This window comes from Chloroflexota bacterium (assembly GCA_016235055.1).
Taxonomy (GTDB): domain Bacteria; phylum Chloroflexota; class Anaerolineae; order JACRMK01; family JACRMK01; genus JACRMK01.
On sequence record JACRMK010000056.1, the window covers coordinates 47,286 to 68,446 of the forward strand.

Annotated in this window: 20 protein-coding genes; 18 read left to right on the plus strand and 2 right to left on the minus strand. The window is 65.5% G+C overall.

The features are described 5' to 3' along the window. From HZB53_14400 to HZB53_14485, 18 genes are all read left to right on the plus strand, one after another. A complete protein-coding gene (locus tag HZB53_14400; GenBank protein ID MBI5878838.1) occupies positions 1-1,224 on the plus strand; it encodes a glycosyltransferase family 2 protein in 1,224 nt (407 codons plus the stop codon). A gap of 37 nt (positions 1,225-1,261) precedes the next feature. Next, positions 1,262-2,914 (plus strand): radical SAM protein, encoded by a 1,653-nt coding sequence (locus tag HZB53_14405; protein MBI5878839.1) that lies wholly within the window; start codon positions 1,262-1,264, stop codon positions 2,912-2,914. Between the two features lie 25 nt (positions 2,915-2,939). Then, entirely contained in the window at positions 2,940-4,832 is a 1,893-nt protein-coding gene (locus tag HZB53_14410) for an O-antigen ligase family protein (GenBank protein MBI5878840.1), read from the plus strand. Positions 4,833-4,872: 40 nt separating this feature from the next. Then, positions 4,873-5,100, plus strand: a complete 228-nt coding sequence (locus HZB53_14415) for a hypothetical protein (protein ID MBI5878841.1) — start codon at positions 4,873-4,875, stop codon at positions 5,098-5,100. 1 nt (position 5,101) lies between these two features. Next, positions 5,102-6,904 (plus strand): hypothetical protein, encoded by a 1,803-nt coding sequence (locus HZB53_14420; protein MBI5878842.1) that lies wholly within the window; start codon positions 5,102-5,104, stop codon positions 6,902-6,904. Beyond that, a complete protein-coding gene (locus HZB53_14425) occupies positions 6,901-7,083 on the plus strand; it encodes a hypothetical protein (GenBank protein MBI5878843.1) in 183 nt (60 codons plus the stop codon). The genes HZB53_14420 and HZB53_14425 overlap by 4 nt, the downstream gene beginning before the upstream one ends. A 28-nt stretch (positions 7,084-7,111) precedes the next feature. Continuing rightward, entirely contained in the window at positions 7,112-8,239 is a 1,128-nt protein-coding gene (locus HZB53_14430; GenBank protein MBI5878844.1) for an NAD-dependent epimerase/dehydratase family protein, read from the plus strand. Beyond that, the gene (locus tag HZB53_14435; protein ID MBI5878845.1) at positions 8,236-9,708 is read left to right on the plus strand and encodes an exo-alpha-sialidase; all 1,473 of its coding nucleotides are present in this window, start codon (positions 8,236-8,238) and stop codon (positions 9,706-9,708) included. The genes HZB53_14430 and HZB53_14435 overlap by 4 nt, the downstream gene beginning before the upstream one ends. 234 nt (positions 9,709-9,942) lie before the next feature. Next, positions 9,943-11,790, plus strand: a complete 1,848-nt coding sequence (locus tag HZB53_14440; protein ID MBI5878846.1) for an aldehyde ferredoxin oxidoreductase family protein — start codon at positions 9,943-9,945, stop codon at positions 11,788-11,790. A gap of 160 nt (positions 11,791-11,950) precedes the next feature. Next, positions 11,951-12,334, plus strand: coding sequence for a 50S ribosomal protein L19 (gene rplS, locus HZB53_14445; protein MBI5878847.1), 384 nt, complete (start codon positions 11,951-11,953; stop codon positions 12,332-12,334). Between the two features lie 102 nt (positions 12,335-12,436). Next, positions 12,437-13,075, plus strand: a complete 639-nt coding sequence (locus tag HZB53_14450; protein MBI5878848.1) for a ribonuclease HII — start codon at positions 12,437-12,439, stop codon at positions 13,073-13,075. Between the two features lie 65 nt (positions 13,076-13,140). Next, positions 13,141-13,467, plus strand: a complete 327-nt coding sequence (locus tag HZB53_14455) for a YraN family protein (protein ID MBI5878849.1) — start codon at positions 13,141-13,143, stop codon at positions 13,465-13,467. Positions 13,468-13,482: 15 nt separating this feature from the next. Further along, positions 13,483-14,394 carry a tRNA (adenosine(37)-N6)-dimethylallyltransferase MiaA gene (miaA, locus tag HZB53_14460; GenBank protein ID MBI5878850.1) on the plus strand — a complete coding sequence of 304 codons (912 nt, stop codon included), beginning with the start codon at positions 13,483-13,485 and terminating at the stop codon, positions 14,392-14,394. A gap of 33 nt (positions 14,395-14,427) precedes the next feature. Next, the gene (locus HZB53_14465; protein MBI5878851.1) at positions 14,428-14,985 is read left to right on the plus strand and encodes a hypothetical protein; all 558 of its coding nucleotides are present in this window, start codon (positions 14,428-14,430) and stop codon (positions 14,983-14,985) included. A gap of 19 nt (positions 14,986-15,004) precedes the next feature. After that, positions 15,005-15,889, plus strand: a complete 885-nt coding sequence (locus HZB53_14470) for a CoA-binding protein (protein ID MBI5878852.1) — start codon at positions 15,005-15,007, stop codon at positions 15,887-15,889. Positions 15,890-15,900: 11 nt separating this feature from the next. Continuing rightward, complete coding sequence (locus HZB53_14475) at positions 15,901-16,137, plus strand: hypothetical protein (protein MBI5878853.1); 237 nt, start codon at positions 15,901-15,903, stop codon at positions 16,135-16,137. After that, the gene (locus HZB53_14480) at positions 16,134-18,683 is read left to right on the plus strand and encodes a hypothetical protein (GenBank protein ID MBI5878854.1); all 2,550 of its coding nucleotides are present in this window, start codon (positions 16,134-16,136) and stop codon (positions 18,681-18,683) included. The genes HZB53_14475 and HZB53_14480 overlap by 4 nt, the downstream gene beginning before the upstream one ends. 18 nt (positions 18,684-18,701) lie before the next feature. Next, entirely contained in the window at positions 18,702-19,673 is a 972-nt protein-coding gene (locus HZB53_14485; protein MBI5878855.1) for a sugar kinase, read from the plus strand. A 367-nt stretch (positions 19,674-20,040) separates the two neighbouring features. On the opposite strand, the gene HZB53_14490 is transcribed toward HZB53_14485, so the two are convergent. Continuing rightward, positions 20,041-20,346 (minus strand): HU family DNA-binding protein, encoded by a 306-nt coding sequence (locus HZB53_14490; protein ID MBI5878856.1) that lies wholly within the window; start codon positions 20,344-20,346, stop codon positions 20,041-20,043. A gap of 64 nt (positions 20,347-20,410) precedes the next feature. After that, the gene (locus HZB53_14495) at positions 20,411-21,157 is read right to left on the minus strand and encodes a prolipoprotein diacylglyceryl transferase (protein ID MBI5878857.1); all 747 of its coding nucleotides are present in this window, start codon (positions 21,155-21,157) and stop codon (positions 20,411-20,413) included. Positions 21,158-21,161: the final 4 nt, after the last annotated feature.

The following is a 21,161-nucleotide window of genomic DNA, read 5'->3' on the forward strand; positions in this document are numbered from 1 at the left end:
ATGCACACCTTATCGATTGTCATTCCAGCCTACAACGAGGAGCACGGCATCGCGCACATTGTCGAGCGCGTGCTGGCCGTACGCCCTGAGTTGGCCAACGCCGGTTGGGACGCCGAACTCGTCGTGGTGGACGACGGTTCACGTGACCACACCGCTGACGTCGTCGCTGGCTATCCCTTGGTGCGCCTGATCCGCCACCCGCGCAACCGCGGCTATGGCGCGGCCATCAAGACCGGTTTCCGCTCCAGCCAGAGCGACTACGTGGCGTTTCTCGACGCGGACGGCACCTACCCGCCGGAGAGCTTTCCCGCGTTGTGCCGCGCGGCGCAGGACGCCGACGTGGTCGTCGGATCGCGCATGAGCGGGGCGCGCAGCGACATGCCGCTGACGCGGCGCATCGGCAACACGGTCTTCGCCATGCTGCTGAGTCTGATCGGCAACGTGCCGGTGCGCGACACCGCCAGCGGTCAGCGGATCGTGCGACGCTCGGTGCTGCCGCGCCTGTACCCGCTGCCGGACGGCCTGCAGTTCACGCCGGCCATGAGCACGCGCGCAATCCACGAAAACCTCAAGATCGTTGAAGTGCCGATTTCATACGCTGAGCGCGTTGGACGCTCGAAGCTATCCGTGGTGCGCGACGGGGTGCGCTTCACCCGCGCCATTGTCTGGACGGCGCTCGCCTACAACCCGGTGCGCATCCTCGGCATCGGCGCGCTGGCGGCGCTCGCGGTCGCGCTACTGATCGGCGCGTATATGTTGTTCTTGCGCCTGAGCGGCGTCACGACGCTGACGGCGTCACAGGTGTTCCTGGTGTTCGGCGCGGCTCTGTTGGTGGTAGCGGGCATCAACCTCTTCTCGCTCGGCGCGATGTTCAACTACCTGGTTGCGCTCTTCCACCGCCAGCCGGTGCGGCAAGGGCTGTTCGGCAAGCCGATCTTCTCACCGCCGCTCGACTACCAGTTCGGGTGGATGGGGCTGGCGGCGATTGGCCTCGGCACGCTCATGGGTACCGGCGCGTTCATCGCCAGCTTCAGCGGATGGGAAATCGAGCGCCTCTGGTTCTACCTGCTTATCGGCGCGTCGCTGGTCATCGTCGGCATTCAACTGGCCGTCGCATGGGTCGTGATGCGCGTGCTGGAGGAACTGGCCCAGCGCGATGCCGACGCGCAGCGCGATCTGATTGAACCCGGCATCACCGCCGCAGCCGAAGACCCTGCGGCGTAGCGCGGTGCCGGCGCATCAACAAGGGGAAGAAGGAAGCATGCCTGAATCTGATACACAAATCAATCTGGGCACGCGCACGCGCGAAATCGTGCGCGCGCCTAAGTTCCCGGACGCCGGCGCCGCCGTGCGCGAGCATATCACGGCGCGCGAGCGTCCCGCCACGGCCGTCGACGTGCTGCTCGTCAACCCGCCGGCGCCGGACGGCGGCATCTGGATTCGCAGCCAGCACCGTGTTGGGCGCAAGAGCCGCGAGAACATGATCTGGCCGCAGGTCTCGCTGGCGCAGATGGCCGCGCTGCTGGCGCCCGATTACACGGTCGCCATCATCGACGCCATCGCCGAGCGCATGACCTGGCCTCAGTTCGAGGCGCGTCTGCGCGCGGCGATGCCAAAGTACTACCTCACTCAGGTGACCGCGCCGACGCTGCAGAACGACATGTACGGCGTCTTCCTGGCCAAGTCGCTCGGCGCGCGGACGATGGCCATGGGCACGCATGTCACACCGATGTGGCGCGAAACGCTGGAGCCCTACCCGGCGCTCGACTTCGTGTTGCAGGGCGAGCCGGAGATGACCCTGCGCGAGGTGATCGACGCCTTCGAAGGGCGCGAGCCGTCCAGCGAGAACATCCGCCGCCTGCTGACCGGCACCGGCTCCAACGTGCCCACCCAGTTCGTCTCGCAGAACGGCGGGGACCTGTCACATATCAAGGGCCTGGGCTGGCGGCGCGGCGCGGAGATCACGCTCAATACCCCGCGCCCGTTCATCCCGAATCTGGACGACCTGCCGATCCCGCTGCATCACCTGCTCCCGCTGGACAAGTACCGCATGCCGATGATGAAGAGCGCGTACACGTTCATCGTCTCCTCGCGCGGGTGCAGCGCCGGCTGCACCTACTGCATCAAGCACGTCTCGTACCAGTGGACGCTGCGCCTGCGCTCGCCGGAGAATATCGTCAAAGAGCTGTGGGTGCTGAAGAAACTCGGCATCAACTACATCCACATGTACGCCGATCTGTTCACCCTGTCGCGCAACCAGGTGGTCGAGTTGTGCCGCTTGATCATCGACCAGAAACTGGACATCAAGTGGACGTGCAACAGCCGCGTGGATTATGTGGACGCGGAGATGTTGTCGCTGATGGGCCGCGCGGGCTGCTGGATGATCTCGTGGGGTATCGAGTCGGGCAACGAGGCGATCCTTCACCACGCGCGCAAGGGCGCCGACCCGCAAAAAGCGCGACGGGCGCTCACCTGGGCGCGCGCAGCCGGCATCAAGAACTGGGGCTACTTCATCATCGGCCTGCCCGGCGAAACGGAACTGACCATCCGTGAATCGATCGAGTTCTCCAAGCAGTTGCCGCTCGATATCGCCCTGTTCCATATCGCCGCGCCGTACCCCGGCACGCCGTTCTTCTTCGAGGTCGTAAGAAATGGCTGGTTCCGCCCCGGCACGCGCTGGGAAGAAGTCGATATGGATCGCTCGACCGTGCTCGACTATCCGCATCTGAAGGCCGAGCGGCTGGAGTACTGGCAGAAGCGCGCCTTCCGCGAGTGGGCCTATCGTCCCGGCCCGATTCTGACGTTCCTCAAGGGCATGAACTCATGGGAAGGGCTGAAATCGGCGCTCGATATCGCCTTCCAACACTTCACCTGGGCCAGCGATACGCCGCTCGCCGGCGACTCGGCTACGTGAGCCGTCTCGCTGAGTGAGCGTGCCCGTGTCTCGACAACCCCAAAGCTCCGAAGCGCCTTCGCTGACCGTACAGTTGCTGCCTGCGCTGGACATCGGTCTCGCCGTACTGGCCGGCGCGATCTGGTACATCCGGCCGCAGGAAGGCGCCTGGCCGCTGGCGCTGATCGGCGTGGCGTGGCTGCTGCGCACCCTCGCGTACGGCAGCCCCACGCGCCCCACGCCCTTCGACCTGCCGATGGTCATCTTCCTGGCCAGCGCCTTCGCATCGGCCACGGTCGGGTACAACCAGGACCCGCGCTGGGCCGATGGGCCGACGCCGCTCATGTGGGCGTGGGCCAAATACTGGACGCTCGTCGCGGCGGTGGCGCTCTTTTTCGCGGTTGCCAACCTGCGCACGCCATCCGCCGTGCGCGGCGCCGCGCTCGGCATGTTCGTGCTGGCCGTCGCCATCAGTATCTACTTCGTGCTGACAAACGACTGGGGCGCGCGGGGCGGCAAGGTCGATGCGCTCTCGCAGATCGGCGCTTGGCTGGCTGAACCCGCGCCGGAGATCGCCGGCCGCCGCCTAAATCCCAATGTCGCAGGTGGCATTATTGCACTGGCCGTGCCATTCGGCATCGTGGTGTGGATCGAAGCGCGCCGCCGCATCGCGTTGCGTATCCTGTGGAGCATCGCTTTGGCGATCGCCGGCGCGGGCTTGTTGCTCTCGGCGTCGCGCGGGGCGTGGCTGGCGCTGGCTGTGGCCCTGCTTGGATGGGCGCTGGCACGGCAGTTCTCGGCGCTGCGGCAGAATCGCTCGGTCGTGCGCGCTGCCCTGCTCGCCTTGACGCTGATCTGCGTCGGCGTCGTGCTCGGCACGGCTGTTGACCGAGGCAGCTTCGGCAGCCTGCCCGTGGCGGCTCCGGCCGGCGTTTCGGGTTTCGGCAGCGGATCGGTCATCGGGCGCGTAACGCTCTGGCAAGGCGGCATCGGACTGGCGCAGGACTACATCTTCACCGGCGCAGGGCTGGGCGCGCTGCCGATGCAGATCTCTGCGTACGCTCTGTTGCTGCCCGTCCTGTATGTGCCTCACGTGCACAACACGTTCCTCAATATTCTCATCGAGCAGGGGCTGCCGGGCGCCGTGGCGTTGATCTGGCTCCTGCTTGTCGCCATAGTCGCCAGTTGGCGCGCCACGAGAAACTCCGGGAACACGTCCGCAGATCAATCACGCCGACTGATGCGGGAGGCCGCGTTGGTCAGCCTGGCCGTGATGCTGCTGCATGGGTTGGTGGACGATGTGCCGTTCGGCTCACGTGGCATGCTCTTGCTGTTTGTCCCGCTCGGCATGATCGCGGCTTTGCACGGCGGCGCCAGGTCAGCTTTCGGACGCCTGCCCCTGCGGGTGATTGCGATTGCCGCAGCGCTGCTATTCGTCACCGCCCTATGGCAGCGCGATGCCATAGTCGCCACCGCATACGCGAATCTCGGAGCGCTGGCCCAGTCACGCGCAGAACTGGCGGGCTATCGCGTTCCAGACCGGTTGCCGGAGACGCTCCGGCGCGAGGCCCCGCTCGATGAAGCGATTGCCGCCTACCGTCAGGCGCTGGCGCTCGATCCGGGCAACCGCACCGCCAATCAGCGCATGGGCATGATTGCGCTGGCACGCGGGCAATACGATGCCGCCATGAGCTACATCGAGGCCGCGTACCGCCGCGACCCGGCGAATGAAACACTCCGCATGTTGATGGGCGACGCCGCTCTGGCCGCCGGCCGGGCGGACGACGCGTACACATTCTGGGTGCGCGCGCCGGACGCGCCGTCGCGCCTTGAATTGACGGCATCACTGCGGTACGATAAACTCAATGATCTGGAGCGTGCCGCAGCGGCACGCGCGCTTGCGGCGCGCATCGCGTCAGAGCGTTCCAAGGGCCATTAGCCTGCCGCTTCACTATTGCGAGTCTCGTTCGATCTTGATTATGGCACTGCTACGCACAATCTGGGACAAATGGCGCGCGTTCGGCCACTGGATGGCCGACGTGGTCGGCCGAGTGGTCATGACTATCTTCTATTTCACGCTGGCCGCCCCGTTCGGCATTGGCGTACGGCTGTTCAGCGATCCACTGCACCTGAAGCCCGAAACGCCGCAATGGAATCCCCGCGAGCCGGTTTCCGAAGCGTTGGACGATGCGCGGAGGTCATTCTAGCATGCGCATCCTGGGCATTTCGTGCTTCTATCACGACTCGGCCGCGGCGCTGCTGGTTGACGGCATGCTCGTGGCCGCTGCGGAGGAAGAGCGCTTCACCCGCAAGAAGCACGATCACGACTACCCAGCGCAGGCGGTCGCGTTCTGCCTCAAGCAGGCTGGTATCACCGCCGGCGATCTGGACTACGTGGTCTTTTACGAGAAGCCGCTGGTCAAGTTTGAGCGCATTCTGATGACCTCGCTGGGCGGCTATCCCAGGACCTGGCGCGTTTTTCCGGAAGCGATGGTCGCGTGGTTTAATGAAAAACTGTGGGTCAAGGGCCTCATCGTCCGCAAGCTGGGCGTGCCGCAGAACCGCGTGTTGTTCGCCGACCATCACATGGCGCACGCGGCCAGCGCGCTCTTCTGCGCGCCGTATGCGGACGCCGCCGTGCTCACGCTTGACGGCGTGGGCGAGTGGACAACCGCGGCGATCGGGCACGGCCAGGCCGACTGGACCGGCACGGGCAAGAGCAGCATCAACCTGACCGGAGAGATTCGTTTTCCGCATTCGCTCGGGCTGCTCTACTCGGCTTTCACGGCGTTCCTCGGCTTCGAGGTGAATGAGGGCGAGTACAAGGTCATGGGCATGGCGCCCTACGGCGAGCCGCGCTACGTCGACGACGTGTACAAGCTCGTGCGCGTCGAAGCCGACGGCAGCTTCCGGCTGAGCATGGAATACTTCAGCTTCTACCACTCGACGGAGCAGACGTACAATCGCCGGTTCACCGAGTTGTTTGGCGAGCCGCGTGTCCGCGAGTCCGAGTTCTACACCCGGCAGACGCATCCGCAACGCGACCACCCGCAGTGGGATGACCGCGCCGCCGAACGCAACCAGCACTACGCCGACATCGCGGCCAGCATCCAACGTGTCACCGAGGAGATTATCCTCAAGATGGCGCGCCACGCCCGGCTGAGCACAGGCTCAAAGCGACTGGTCATGGCGGGCGGCGTGGCGCTCAACAGCGTAGCCAACGGGCGCATCCTGCGCGAGACCGGCTTCGAGGAACTGTTTATCCAGCCGGCCGCCGGCGATTCGGGCGGGGCGCTGGGCGCGGCGCTGTACGCCTACCACGTCATTCTGGGCCAGCCGCGCAAGTTTACGTTGAACGACTGCTACTGGGGACAGGGATACAGCAATTCCGAGATTGGCGATTACCTGCGCGCCAACAACATCCGGCACGAGCAATTCGACGACGAAGATCGCCTGCTCGATCGCGTGGTGGACGGCCTGGTGAATGGCAAGGTAGCCGGTTGGTTTCGCGGTCGCTTCGAATGGGGACCGCGCGCGCTCGGAAACCGCAGCATCATCGCCGATCCGCGGCGCGCCGAGATGAAGAACATTGTCAACGCCAAGATCAAGTTCCGCGAGCCGTTTCGCCCCTTTGCGCCGGTGGTGCTGGAAGAGCGCACGGCGGAGTATTTTGATCTGGACGACCCGGCGCGGCAGTTGCCGGCGCGGTACATGCTGCTGGTGGCCCCGATCAAGAGCGACAAGCAGGATCAGATTCCAGCGGTCAACCATATGGGCACCGGCCGCTTGCAGACGATCCGGCCGGAGACCAATTCCGGCTACTACAACGTCGTGCGCAAGTTCGGCGACGCGACCGGCGTGCCGGTGCTGATGAACACCTCGTACAACCTGCGCGGCGAGCCAATCGTGGCAAGCCCGGCAGACGCCATGCGCACGTTCAACAACAGCGGACTGGACATGCTGGTCTTTGACCGCTTTCTGGTATTGAAGGACAAGGAGGAAGCCGCATGAGCGCTTGGTTTCGCAGCCTGGCCGCCAACACCGGTGTGGCCGGCGAAGTCTTCGTGTATCTGTGGCGCCGCAAGAAGTGGTGGCTCATCCCGATGGTCGTGGTGCTGATGGTCTTCGGACTACTGCTGGTCTTTGCGTCGGCGTCCGGCGTTGGCCCGTTCATCTACACGCTGTTCTAGGCACAATCGCCCATCCCGCAGACATACTATGGCATCGGAACTCGTATTAGTCACCGGCGGCGCCGGTTTCATCGGCTCGCACCTGGTTGACGCGCTCATCGCGCGCGGCCACCGCGTGCGCGTGCTGGATAACCTCGAACCGCAGGTCCACGGCGAAGGCGGCGTCCGGCCGGACTACCTCAACCCGCAGGTCGAGTACCTGTGGGGCGACGTGCGCGACCGCGACACGCTTCGGCATGCGCTCGACGGAGTCGAGGTCGTCTTTCACGAAGCGGCGATGGTCGGCGTCGGGCAGTCGATGTACCAGATTGCGCGCTACGTGTCGGTCAACACCCTCGGCACGGCGACGCTGTTGGATCTGCTGGCGGCCGAGCGCGGCCGCGTGCGCAAATTGATCGTCGCGTCGTCCATGTCGATCTACGGCGAAGGCGGTTACACCTGCTCCACGCATGGTCCGATCACGCCCCCACTGCGCGCGGCCGAGCAGTTGGCTCGACGCGACTGGGAGATGCGGTGTCCGCACTGCGGCGCTCAGGCGAGTCCCACACCGACCGGCGAGGACAAAACGCTGAGCGCGAATAGCATCTACGCGATTGCCAAAAAGGACCAGGAAGAGATGTGCCTGTGCGTGGGCCGCGCCTACGGCATACCGGCCGTCGCGCTGCGGTACTTCAACACGTACGGCACACGCCAGGCCCTATCGAACCCGTACACCGGCGTGGCCGCCATCTTCTCGTCGCGACTGCTCAACGGCCGCGCGCCACAGATTTTCGAAGACGGTCTCCAGACGCGCGATTTTGTGCATGTGAGCGACATCGTCCAGGCCAACCTGCTGGCGATGGAGCACGACGCGGCGGATTACCAATCATTCAACGTGGGTACCGGTCGGTCGATCACCATTCGGGCCGTGGCCGAGACCGTGGCGGCCGCGCTCGGCGTCGAGATCGCGCCGGAGATCGTCGGCAAGTATCGCGAAGGAGATATCCGGCACTGTGTGGCCGACATTTCGCGCGCGCGCGAACTGCTCGGCTATGCGCCGCGCGTGACGCTGGAGCACGGCATGCGCGAACTGGCCGGCTGGGTGCGCGGTCAGACGGCGGTCGACGGGTCCGCGCTCGCCGCGCGCGAACTGGAACGGCGAGGGTTGGCGCGATGACACGCTCTCGTTGGCCGGCGCTCGTGCTGGCACTGTTCGCGATAGCGCTCGCCGCCGGAACGGTGGACGCGCAGGATCCCGCCGGTGTGCGCTGGAGCCAGCCGCTGGTCATCTCAGGCAACGTGCCGCATTCCGGCCGGCCGGCCATTGTGGCCGACGCTTTCGGGAGGGTGCATATCTTCTGGCAGGCCGCGTACACGCCGTTCCCTCAGAACCCAGAGGTGGGCGGCAGCATCATCTACTACTCGCAGTATGACGGCGCGCGCTGGACCGATCCGGTGGATCTGTTTGTATCGCCCGGCAGTTATTCGCTGGCTTCCAATGTTGTGGCCGTGGCGGATGATGCAGGCTACGTGGACGCTGCGTGGGTGGGCGGCGGCCTGCTGTTTTTCACCCGCGCGCCCATAGACCTGGCAACCAGCGCGCGCGCGTGGTCGCCGTTCATCCGCATCGACGATAACGTGCAGACACCGTACCTGGCGACCGGCAGGGATGGCACGCTGCACCTCTTTTACTGGAACACGGGCACAACCCCCGGTATCTATTACACACGCTCAGTCGATCGCGGCCTGCACTGGACATCGCCCGAGCCGATCTGGCAGCGGCCGGTGCGCGGGCAGGTTCCCGGCACAGCCGACGCTATCGTGGTCGTGCAGGACCCGGCCAGCGGCGTGCTGCACGCGGTCTGGGTTGACATCTTCGAGCCAACCCTGTATTACGCGCAGTCGACAGATCAAGGACTGTCATGGTCGCGCCCGGTGCAACTCGATGAGCGCGATCCTAATTCCAACCTGTTCGGACCGCTGTATCCCAGCATCGGCGTCGACGCGCGCGGCAGTATAGTCCTACTCTGGACGGCGAGCCACGACAAGGTTTCGTGCGCCCGTTACGGGCGTACTTCGACCAACGGCGGGCAGACCTGGGGCGCACGGCGGCGCGTGCTGGCACCGATTGAAGGCTGCTTCTTCCAAACGCCATTTGTTGCAGACGGCTCCGGCGTCCTCCAGATGGCGACCGTGGGCCGCGACAAGGGCATCGTCGCACTATACCGCAGCACCTGGGGCAACACCGATTGGATGGCGCCCCAGACATTCCTCGGCGTGTCCATCAAAGATGGCGACGACTGGCAGCAACGCGGCCCCGATGATCTGAAGTTGGCGATCGGCCTCGGCAACAAGATGCATGCGGCATGGTACACGAATGACGGTCGGGTCTGGTACGCAACCGGCGAGAGTACAGCGCGCTCGATCGCGGCTCGGACCGTGCCGACACCCTTGCCAACGGCGACGCGGCCTTCCGCACTCGCCACAAGCGTCGCACCGGCACCCACACGCGGCCCGCAATTTCCGGCCGACGCCGTGCCGGCCGAATCGCGGCCGGGCGAATTGCCGCTCTATTTCGGCGTCGTGCCCGTGCTCGCGCTGCTCCTGCTCGTTGTGGTGAGCCGCGTCATGGCGCGCGGTCGCTGACCGTCGATTCTCGATCACTCGAAGCCAGAACGTAGGGACTCGACTCAGACCCGCTGCCTGGCGCCAGGCTGTCATGACCGATCGAATATCTGTGTGCGCAGAGTCGCCCGCTTCACAAATCGCACAATGTCACAGACCGATCAAGAGTTGCTTCGTGCGCTTGTATCTATGCGTTGAACGCCTGAGTCTTTCTCAACAGAACCGCTCCGTGTATTCCACCTTATCGAGGACATAATGACTGAAGTCTATACCGGCAAGATCATCCGCATCGACCTGACCGCACGCACCGCGCAGGTCCAGTCGATCCCGGAAGAAATCTATGAGACCTACCTGCTCGGCTCCGGCCTGGCGGCCAAGTTGTTCTACGACGAGATGGACCCCTCGCTCGATGCCTTCGATCCGCGCGCGCCGCTCTACTTCTTCAACGGCCTGCTGACCGGCACCGGCGCCACGACCGCCAATCGCATCTCCGTCTGCGGTCGCTCGCCGCTGACCGGCATTTGGGGCGAGGCGAACGCGGGCGGCTACTGGGGCCCCGAACTGCGCTTCGCCGGCTACGACGGACTCGTCATCAGCGGGCGCAGCGAGACGCCGGTCTACCTCTGGATCACCGAAAAGGGCGTCGAGTTCCGCGACGCGTCGCACCTCTGGGGCCAGGCCGACAGCTACCAGACGCTGGACGCGCTCCAGAAGGAGTGCGACCCCAAGTGCCGCGTTACCTGCATCGGCCCCGGCGGCGAGAACCGTGTGCTGATCGCCGGCGTCGCCTTCGACGGCCGCGAGACGCGCATGGCCGGGCGGTGCGGCCTCGGCGCGGTCATGGGCAGCAAGCACCTCAAGGCGATCGCCGTGCGCGGCAAGCAGAAGATCGCCTACCACGACAAGGGCGCGTTCCTCAAGTACGTGCAGTCGGTCAACGATCCGCTCAGGGATAACGGCTACATCATTTCGCTCAACAAGTTCGGCACCGCCGGCGGCGTCGCGTTCACCGAGCGCACCGGCGACATCCCGATCCGCAACTGGGCGGGCGGAAACTGGGCCGAGGGCGCGCAGAAGATCCAGGGCCAGACGATCCGCGAAAAGTACTACTCCGAAACGACGCGCTGCTTCGCGTGCCCGATCGCCTGCACACAGCACGTCGAGTTCAAGGAAGGCGAGCACGCCGGCCTGCACGCTCATGGCCCGGAGTACGAGACGCTCGGACTGATGGGCGCGAACTGCCTCATCGATGATCTCGAAGCGATCGCCGTGGCCAACGATCTCTGCAACCGCTACGGCCTCGACACGATTTCGGTCGGCTCAACCATCGCCTTCGCCATGGAAGCGTACGAGAAGGGCATCCTCGCGCCCGACCAGTGCGACGGCATCGACCTGACCTGGGGTAACGGCAAGGCGCTGGTGCAGGCGGTCGAGGCGATCGCGTTCCGCCGCGGCGCGCTGGGCAACCTACTCGCCGACGGCACGCGCAAGGCGGCCGCGAAGTTGGGCCGGGGCGCAAGCGAGTTCGCGGTGCACGTCAAGGGTCTCGAAGTGCCGGCGCACGACCCGCGCGCCTTCGTCTCGATGGCCTCCAACTACGCGACCAGCGCACGCGGCGCGTGCCATCTTGAATCGCTCGGCTACTGGCCGGAGCTCGGCATCCCATTTAAGGAACTCGGCTACGCCGGCGGCATCGACCCGCACACCGACGAAAACAAAGCGGCGATCACGTTCACGATGCAGAACTTCCAGTCGTTGATGAACCCGCTCGGTCTCTGCAAATTCACGAACAAGGGCTCCGTCGGCCCGGAGATCCTCTCGCGCTATGTGAACCTCGCGCTCGGCTGGCAATGGGACGTCGAAACCTGGCAGCACATCGGCGAGCGGCTGTTCAATCTGAAGCGGCTGATCAACGTGCGCTATGGCGTCACGGCGGCTGATGACGACTTGCCGCCGCGTCTGAAGCAGGCCCGCCCCAGCGGCGGCGCGGCCGGCGTGGTGCCCGACGTCAAGCGCCAGGTGCAGGAGCTCTACGCCCTGCGTGGCTGGAACGCGGAAGGCGTGCCCGGTGAGGCACGACTGCGACGGTTGGACTTGGCGTAAGCGCCGACGCAACCCACAGGTCGTGGTAATTTGTCGCCGCCGGCTCAACATAGGGGCACCGACGCCATTTGTGCACGATACACGGCCACGATTTTGTAACGCGGCTTTTCCCGTGATATAATGTCTTCCTGTCAACACGCACTTGGAAAGGTGTCCAGTCATGCAAGATCTAATTCGTTCGCTTTCGAAGATGCCGGAGAAGGCGGCCAAGCGGCCGGTACTCGAGCCCGGTGATACCGTGCGCGTGATGTACCGCATCGTTGAGGGCGACAAGGAACGCCTGCAGCCGTTCCAGGGCGTCGTCATGCGCTTGCGTGGCAACGGCGCGACCACCCGCTTCACGGTGCGCCGCCTCGCGGCTCACGGCGTCGGCGTCGAGCGCACATTCGTAGCGAACTCGCCCCGGCTGGAAGACGTCAAGGTCATCCGCCACGGCCAGGTGCGCCGCGCGCAGTTGTTCTTCCTGCGCGACCGCGTCGGCAAGAAGGCCCGCCTGCGCGAGCGCCGCTACGACGATTCCGAGCAGAATCCGCCGGCCAGCTAGCATAAGCGCCGCTTGCGGCGGTCGTTGAATCATAAGGGAAATCGGGTATACTCAAGTGTGCCCCGTTTCCCTTATTTGCTTTGATGGGGCACATGGATGCGCATGCCAGGCTTTCGGGCGGAACTTAGGTATCACGGTCGCGGCCTCGCGCCCGTCGCCGGGTTGGACGAGGCCGGGCGCGGCGCATGGGCCGGTCCACTGGTGGCCGGCGCGGTCATCCTGCCGCCGCCGACTCCCGCGCTGCGTCGCGCGCTTCGTCAGGTTAACGACTCGAAGCAGTTGAGCGCGGCCGCCCGCGAGTTCTGCGCCGCGTTGATTCGCACGGTCGCCGTCGCGGCCGCCGTCGGCATGGTCTCGCCCGCCGAGATTGACGAGATGGGCATGACCCGCGCCACGCGCGAGGCGATGTCGCGCGCGCTGGCTGGTTTGACCGTCGCGCCGGCCGCCTTGCTGATCGACGCCTTTCCGCTGCCGTCCAGCGCGCTGCCACAGCAGGCGATCATTCGCGGCGACTCCTATGCGTTCAGCATCGCCGCCGCCTCGATTATAGCGAAAGTCACACGAGATGCGTTGATGCGCGAGCTCGATACCACCTGGCCGGGCTACGGCTTTGCCCATCACAAAGGCTACGGTACCGTCAACCACCACGCTGCGCTGCGCGCCATCGGCGTCTCGGTCGTGCATCGCCGCTCGTTTGCGCCGATCCGCGCCCTGCTGGCCGCCGCCGGAGCGCCGCAGTGACCGCGCACACGGCGCCGCCGCGTCGCCCTTCGGCCCGTCGCCAACTCGGCACCGCCGGCGAGCAGATGGCCGCGCGGGCGCTGCAGGAGCGCGGTCTGTCGATTGTCGAGATGAACTACCGCTGCGCCGAGGGGGAGATCGACCTGGTGGCGCGCGACGGCGACGCGTGGGTGTTCGTCGAAGTGAAAACCCGGCGCGGCGACCGCTTCGGCACGCCGGAGGAAGCCGTGACGCCGCGCAAGCAGGCCAAATTGATCACTGTGGCCGACAACTATCTGCAGACGCACAATCTGGGCGACGCCGACTGGCGCATCGACGTGGTGGCGATCGCGATGGACGCGCATGGTCGCCTGCAGCGTATCGATATCATCGATCACGCGGTCACGCACTAACCGGTGAAGACGCGCCTGGTCGTCATCGTCGGCCCGACCGCGGTCGGTAAGACCGCGCTCGCCCTCGACCTGGCAGAGCGGTTCGGCGGCGAGATCATCGGCGCCGACTCGCGCCAAGTCTATCGCGGCATGGATATCGGCACCGCCAAGCCGTCGGCAGACGAACGGGCGCGGATCCCGCATCACCTGATCGATATCGTCGCACCGGACGAGGTGCTCTCGCTCGGTCAATACCGCGACCTGGCGACTCGCTGCATCGCGGAGATCAGCGCGCGCGGCAGACTGCCGTTCATGGTCGGCGGCACCGGCCAGTATGTGAAGGCGATCGTCGAGGGTTGGACCGTGCCCGAAGTCGCGCCTGACATGGCGCTGCGGGCGCAGTGGGAGCAGGAAGCGCGCGAGCACGGCCCGCAAATGTTGTACGCGCGCTTGCAGGCCGCCGATCCGGTCGCGGCGTCGCGGGTCGACGCGCGCAACGTGCGCCGCGTCATCCGCTACCTGGAAGTCTGCACGGCCACCGGTCGCCCCGTTTCCGAGCTGCAGCGGAAGGAGCCGCCGCCGTACGACATGCTGCAGATCGGGCTGACGCTGCCGCGTCCAGCGCTCTACCGCCGCATCGATGAGCGCGTCGATGCGATGATCGCTGGCGGGCTTGTAGATGAGGTGCGCGCCCTGCTGGCGCGCGGCTACTCGACCGATCTGCCGTCGATGTCGAGCTTCGGCTACAAGCAGATCGCGGCGTATCTCGCCGGGCAGTTGACGCTGGCGCAGGCCATAGAGAGTACCAAGAAAGAAACACGCCGGTTCGTTCAGCGGCAGTACGCCTGGTTCCGGCTCGACGATCCAAACATCGTGTGGCTGGACGCAGACGCGCGCGCAACGATGCGCGCCGGCGAGATTGTCGCTACATCCCTGGGCCAGGTGTAGTCGCAGGCAATTACCTTATCATTGGGAGTGTCAATGGCTCGGTTTCAGTCCTGGGTGCCGCGGTTATTCGTGATCAGCCTGTTCTTCCTGATCATCCATGTGCTTGACGATGCGCTCAATCTCGGCGAGCCGCGCGACTGGGGCGTCAGCGTGCCGGAATTCCTGCTGATCGTTGCCTCGCTCTACCTCATTCTGCCGCCGTTCGGTGCGCTGCTCGCCCGGCGCGGGCACCCGCTCGGATTTCTTCTCGTGATGGCATACGGGCTTCAGGCGTTCTACGGCGCCGGGCTCAACCACCTGCGACACCTGCAGGGCGAGTTCGGCGGCGTCGGGTTGATCGGACGCCTGCTGACCTCGTTCGGCATCGACTGCCTCGCCATGCAGGGCAAAGGCTTCGTGACCGGCGTGCTGGCCATGCTCGGATGCGGCGTCACCACGCCGCACACCCATGCCTGGTGGTCGACAGCCGTCGCCGCCATCGATACCGTGCTGAACATTCCGCTGGTGCTGCTCTGCGCAGCCGCGCTCGTCGTCTGGGTCCGCAGTCGCGGCTCGCGCGCCGCGCTGGCCGGGGCACCGGCCTCATCGTAAAGAACCGGGCCAAACTTCCATGAGCATTCTGGCCGATGCCGGCACGCGAATCCTGATCCAGGGCATCACCGGCCGCGAAGCGGTCACGCTGGCGCAGGAATCGCTCAAATATGGCGCGCGCATCGTCGCCGGCGTCACGCCCGGGCGCGGCGGCGCCACGGTGGCCGGTGTGCCTGTCTTCGACACGATCGAGCAGGCCTGCGCGCAGCAGCCGGTCGACGCCTCGGTCATCTCGGTACCCGCTCCGGCTGCCATGGATGCCGCGCTGGAAGCAATCGCGCACGGCATCCGGCTCATCGTCATCGTCACCGAGCGGCTGCCCCGGCGTGACGTAGCGGTCATACTGGAAACCGCCGCGCGCGCCGGTGCGCGCATCGTCGGCCCCAATAGCCTCGGCCTGATCGTGCCGGACGTGACACGCGTCGGCATGTGCGGCGGCTCGGCCGCCGCCGCGCGTCGCGCCTATCGGCCCGGGCGTGTCGCCGTGCTCTCGCGCAGCGGCGGCATGACCACCGAGATCGCCAGCCTGCTGACGTTGAGCGGACACGGCCAAAGCACCGCGATATCGCTCGGCGGCGATCCGCTGATCGGCTCCACGGCGCTCGATTTGCTGCCGCTTTTCGAGGCCGACCCGCAAACCAACGCACTGGTCCTCTTCGCCGAGCCGGGCGGCACGATGGAGGAACAGTTGGCGCAGCACCTCAGCCGCCACCCGTCGCGCCTGCGCATCGTCGCGTTCGTGGCCGGGCGCTTCGCGGAGCGTATGCAGGGCGTGCGCTTCGGGCATGCCGGCAGCATCGTCGAGGGCACGCGCGGCAGCCCGCAGAAGAAGATCGACCTGCTCCGCGATGCCGGCGTCCGCGTCGCCCGCACCCTGTCGGAGATACCATCCCTGCTCGCCTGATGCCGCCGCGTATGAGCCTCTTTATCCGTATTGAACTGTCGGAAGCCGCCCGCTCGCTCGGGCGCGTGGCCGCCGTCTGCCCGGTCAACATCTTCGCCGACCAGGCCGGCGCTCTCGTCGTAGTGCCGGAACGTGAGGACGAGTGCACGCTATGCGAGCTCTGCCTCGACGCCGCGCCGCCGGGCGCCATTCGCATCCACAAGCTCTACTCCGGCGCGACGTTGGAGCGCCCGGCGCCTGCCGCATGACCTTCACTCGCACGCGCATGCCCCGAATGGCCGCATGGCTTCGCGCCGAATGGCGCGACCACCGCCTGTTGTACCTGGCGTGGCTGATCTGGTTCGTCGCGTTCGCCCTGCTGGTGCGCTCCACGCTGGGCGGCCCGGACGGTACCCGCTACCTTGCTTACCTGCGCTCGCTCGTCTTCGACCGCGACCTGATTCTCACGAACGAGTTGGAACGCTTCGGTCAGCGCGTCATCATCACCGCGACCGGCTACAGCGCACAGATCGCCAACGTCGGTATCATCCCATTCTGGCTGCCGTTCTACCTCATGGGCGTCGTCTCGGCCTGGCTCGCTGGCGATGTCGGGTCGGGGCTGGCGTCCAACTACCAGCTCTGGCTTGATTTCGGGGATTGGCTGTACGGCCTGCTCGCCATACTGGTCATGGTTCGCTGGTTGCGCACCCGCTCGTCGGCTGGAATCGCTACGTTCGCCGTACTATTGGCCGTGCTGGGCTCCTCGTACATCTACTACATGACGGCGCTGGCGCCCAGCTACCACATGACGACCGCCCTGCTGTGCGCCATCTTCATCGCCATCTGGGACCGCACGCGCGGTAACCGCTCACTCGCGCAGTGGCTCGCGCTCGGCCTGCTGGCCGGGACAGCCATGAGCATCGCCCAGTACCACGCACTGCTGCTCGTCTTCCCGGCGCTCGAAACGCTTGCAGGCGCCATCGCGATCGGTCACGAGTGGCGAGTGTCCGAATTACGCCATGTCGGGTCATTGCTGCGTCAGGTCACGCCACGCCGAATCGCCGCCGGACTCGCCCTAGTGATAGGCCTCATGCTGCCGCTTGCGCCGCAATTCGTCGCCTGGGGCATCATCTTCGGCAACCCGTTCGCCAACCCGTACACGATCGACGCCAACTGGAACGCGGCGCATTTCTCGGACGTCCTGTTCTCCTCGTACCACGGCCTGTTCTTCACCGCGCCGCTGCTGTTGCTGGCCTGTCTCGGCTGGTTCGTCGGACTCCGCCGCGACTGGCCGCTCTACGGCGGCGCGCTCCTCTTTCTGGCCGGCATCACCTACAGCAGCGCCACGCGTATCGGGTTCTGGGGCGGCGTTTCATTCGGCATGCGCTACGCCATTGGCTTGACGCCCTTGTTTGCGCTCGGTCTATGCGTCTGGCTGGCGACCGTCCGCACGCGGCCACTGCACCTCGCCATCGCCGCGATCGGAGTGACGTGCGTGCTCTGGACATACGGCTACTTCCTGCAAGCCTTTTTCGGACCGGCGTCGTTCTCGGAATACCATGCCGCCGCGCAGTGGTTAGCCAACCAGTGGCAGATCATCCGTGACCCGTGGCCGTTCCTGACACGTCAGTTTCTGCTTCCGCGCTCGCCGACCCTGATGGCCAACCTGGCTGGCCTCGCGCTGATATCACTCGTCATCTGGCGCGCCGGTGCGGCGCTCATCGCCGCGCCGCGCCGCGCGGCCTCCGGCGTGCTTGTACTGGCGGTGGTGCCGCTCGTCTTCGCTGCCGGCCTGCTTGCGACCGTGCCTAATAACGAGGCGCGCATGGCTGTCCTGCGCGCCAACGGGTACTACGCCAAGAACTCCAATCGCGGTGAGTTTGACTGGGAACAGTTCAGCAACGAGTACGTCGAGCGCGCGCGTTATTACGACGCCATCGGCCAGCACACGTTGGCTATGCGTGACATCGCCCGCGCCTTCGAGATCTGGCCCAACAAATCACGCGTCCTGTCGAGCGGCGATGTGACGGGCCGGTTCCGTCCGGTCGGCATCACGTTCGGTGACGAAGTGGAATTGGTCGCCTATCAGACACAGCCCGACGTCATTACGGCGGGACAACCGCTTACAGTTACCTTGCTCTGGCGCGCAGGTAAGCGACTGCCGTCCGATTACGACTCCGGCGTGCTGCTGATCGACGCGAATGGGCAGGTCAGCCAGCGCTCTCCAAGCGGACAAGGCGACGACGCATTTCCGGCCAGTTGGTGGCTGCCGGGCACGCTCATAGCCGACCGGCAGGTCATCGATGTGTCAGCGGTCGCGCCGGCCACATTGCTAAAGCTGCGCGCTGAACTTTTCGATCCGTTCGCCAACAAGCGGCTCGCGGCACCCGCCAACGGAGTCTTTGCGGAAATCAAGCGCCCGCCGCTGCCCGGTGGACCAGCCAGCGTGGTCGGCACCCTGGGTGGCGCCGTGTCACTGATCGGCTCCCAATTCGCCCGCACGGCATCCGGCGCGACGCTGGCCGTGACCTGGCGCGCCGACGCGCCACTGGAGCGCGACTACACGGTCTTTGTACATCTGCTGGACGCCCAGAACGCCATTATCGCACAGCACGACGCCCAGCCGCTCAAAGGCCGCTATCCGACGCATGCGTGGGCGCCCGGTGACGTTATTAACGAGACGTACGACTTTGCACTGACGCCTACCCAGCAGGAGCGCGTGCAGAGCGCCGTGGTCGGCCTGTACACGCTATCCGACGGGCGTCGCCTGCCGGCGTCCGGCGGCGGCGATTTACTACGCATTCCGCTGCGCTAATTCGCATGGGAGCCCCCTGTGAAACGCTACGAACTAATCACTTTCGGCGAAAATATGATCCGCCTTTCGACGCGCGACTACGAGCGGCTGGAACAGGCGCAGACGCTCGACGTCCGCCACGGCGGCACCGAAGCCAATGTCGCCGTGGGACTGGCGCGGCTGGGGCATCGCACCGCCTGGTTGTCGCGCCTGGGCGACAATGCGCTCGGACACCGGATCGAGCGCGACATTGCATCATGGGGCACGGACACCAGCCGAGTGATCTGGGCGCCCGACGAGCGCGTTGGCGTATTCTTTCTCGAAGTAGGGGCAGGCGCGCGGGGGTCGTCGGTGCTTTATGATCGTCGCGACTCCAGCATGAGCCGCATGGGCGTCGAGACGTTCCCGTGGGAATGGCTTGCGGAGGCCGGGTGGCTGCATCTCACCGGCATCACGACGGCGATTAGCAGCAGCTGCGAGGAACTGGTGCGCGAGACGCAGCGACGCGCGCACGAAGCCGGATTGACCGTGTCGTACGACGTGAACTACCGGGCCAAGCTCTGGACGCCGGAACGAGCGCGCGAGGTCGTCAGCCCGCTCTGCCGCGACGCCGACATCATGTTCATGAAGCATTCCGATGTGGAGCGCGTCTTCGGCATTCGCGAGGCTACCGCCGAGGATGACCTGCGCGCGCTGGCATCCCGCTTTGCGCGCAAAGTCGTGGTGATGACAGCGGGCGCGGACGGCGCGCTGGCGTTCGACCAGCAGAGCGGGCAGATCGCACGTGCCCCGGCCCACCCGCTGACGCACGTGGTCGATCGCGTCGGCGCCGGCGATGCGTTCGCGGCCGGATTCATCGCGGGTTATCTGGAGACCGGCATCGAATGCGGTCTGCGCATGGGCAACGCGATGGCGGCGCTCAAAATGACCATTCAGGGCGACTACGCGCTCGTGTCGCGCGCCGAGGTTGACGGCCTGCTGGCCGGCAGGTCCGGCGGCATCAGCCGCTGAACCGCAGCAATTCTCATTTTGGAGTCGGCTGCCAATATGCCCCCTCATCCCCTGCCCCTTCTCCCCCCGCGCGCGCGGGAGAAGGGGAAAAGCTAACGGGGAGGTGCGCGGCGGCTGCGCCGCCGCGCACCTCCCCTAAGAATCTCGCCCCCTCCAACGAAGTTGGGAGGGGGTCGGGGGAAGGGCAGCGCCACGTTTTCAGCGGGCCAGCTTGCGTGACAAGCGCCTGAGAGCCAGCGCATCGCAAGCGGCATTGGAAAGTACCCGTACAAAGCCAAATTGAGAATTGCTGGCTGAACCGTCGTCGCATTGACAAGAAAAGGCCACCATGGTGTGCATGGTGGCCTTTCGTGGCTGCGGAGTTGCGCTACTTCTTCTTCGCCTTCTTGCCGCCGTTCGGGCCGAGGATGGCATCCTTGGCCGCCTTCGCCACGCGGAACTTCACGACCTTCTTCGCGGCGATCTGGATCGTCTCGCCGGTCGCGGGGTTGCGGCCCACGCGGGCGGCGCGATCCTGCATCACCAGCTTGCCCAGGCCGGGCAGCGTGAAGGTGTTCTTGGCTTCCTTGTAGGCAAGCGCGGCGAGCGCCTCGAGGAACTGCGCGCTCTGCTTCTTGCTGATGCCGGTGACTTCCGCAAGCTTGGACGTGATCTGACTCTTCGTCATTGCCATAGATCATTCTCCTTGTGAAAATGTTGGATTTCTGGCCTAATTCTAGTGGTTTTTCAAAATGGAGTCAAGAGCGCCTGCATATTCGCCCTAAGTTGACAATTCCACATCCCAATACTACTACATATAGACTCTGTGTCATGCGCAGGCCCCAGATGTAGATGCTTGGATCCCCGCGTGAGGCATCGATGAAAAGCATTCCGGCCGAATACATGCTTAGCGCAAATGCGGCCACGCTACCCGCGCGCCGCTCGGCGCCCCGTGCAATGATCGATGCAAGCGCACACAGCGCGGCCCAACCGGCGGCCCACAATTGCGTGGGCCAACGCGCCAAGACCACACCATAGTTGTCGCGCAATTCAAGCGCAATGTTGCTGTCGCTCGGCGCGCCATACTGGCTGCCATGCAGAAACGCGCCAACCCATGCCATTGTGGCCAGTGTGAGCGTGGGCAGCACGGCGAGATCGAGAAGCTCGGCGACACATTCGCCGCGCCGCCGTCCCCACAGCCACAATCCGAGCACCGCCCCACCGCTAACGCCGACGAGGCCCAACCCGCCGTCAGCAAACCAGACCATCTGCGCGGGACGCTCGACAAAGTAATCCAGGTTGGTTGCAATGTGAACGATACGGCCGCAGCAGAGCGCAGGGAACGTCATCCATGCCGCCAGTTCAACAGCGTCTTGCGGCGAGCGCCCGGCGCGCCGCCATGCCGGCATTCCGGCAAGTATGCCGGCCGCCATGCCACCCACGACCAGTGTCGTGAACGAAAAAAACGGAATGCCCGCGAGTTTGAACAGGAACAGCGGCTGCATCCGG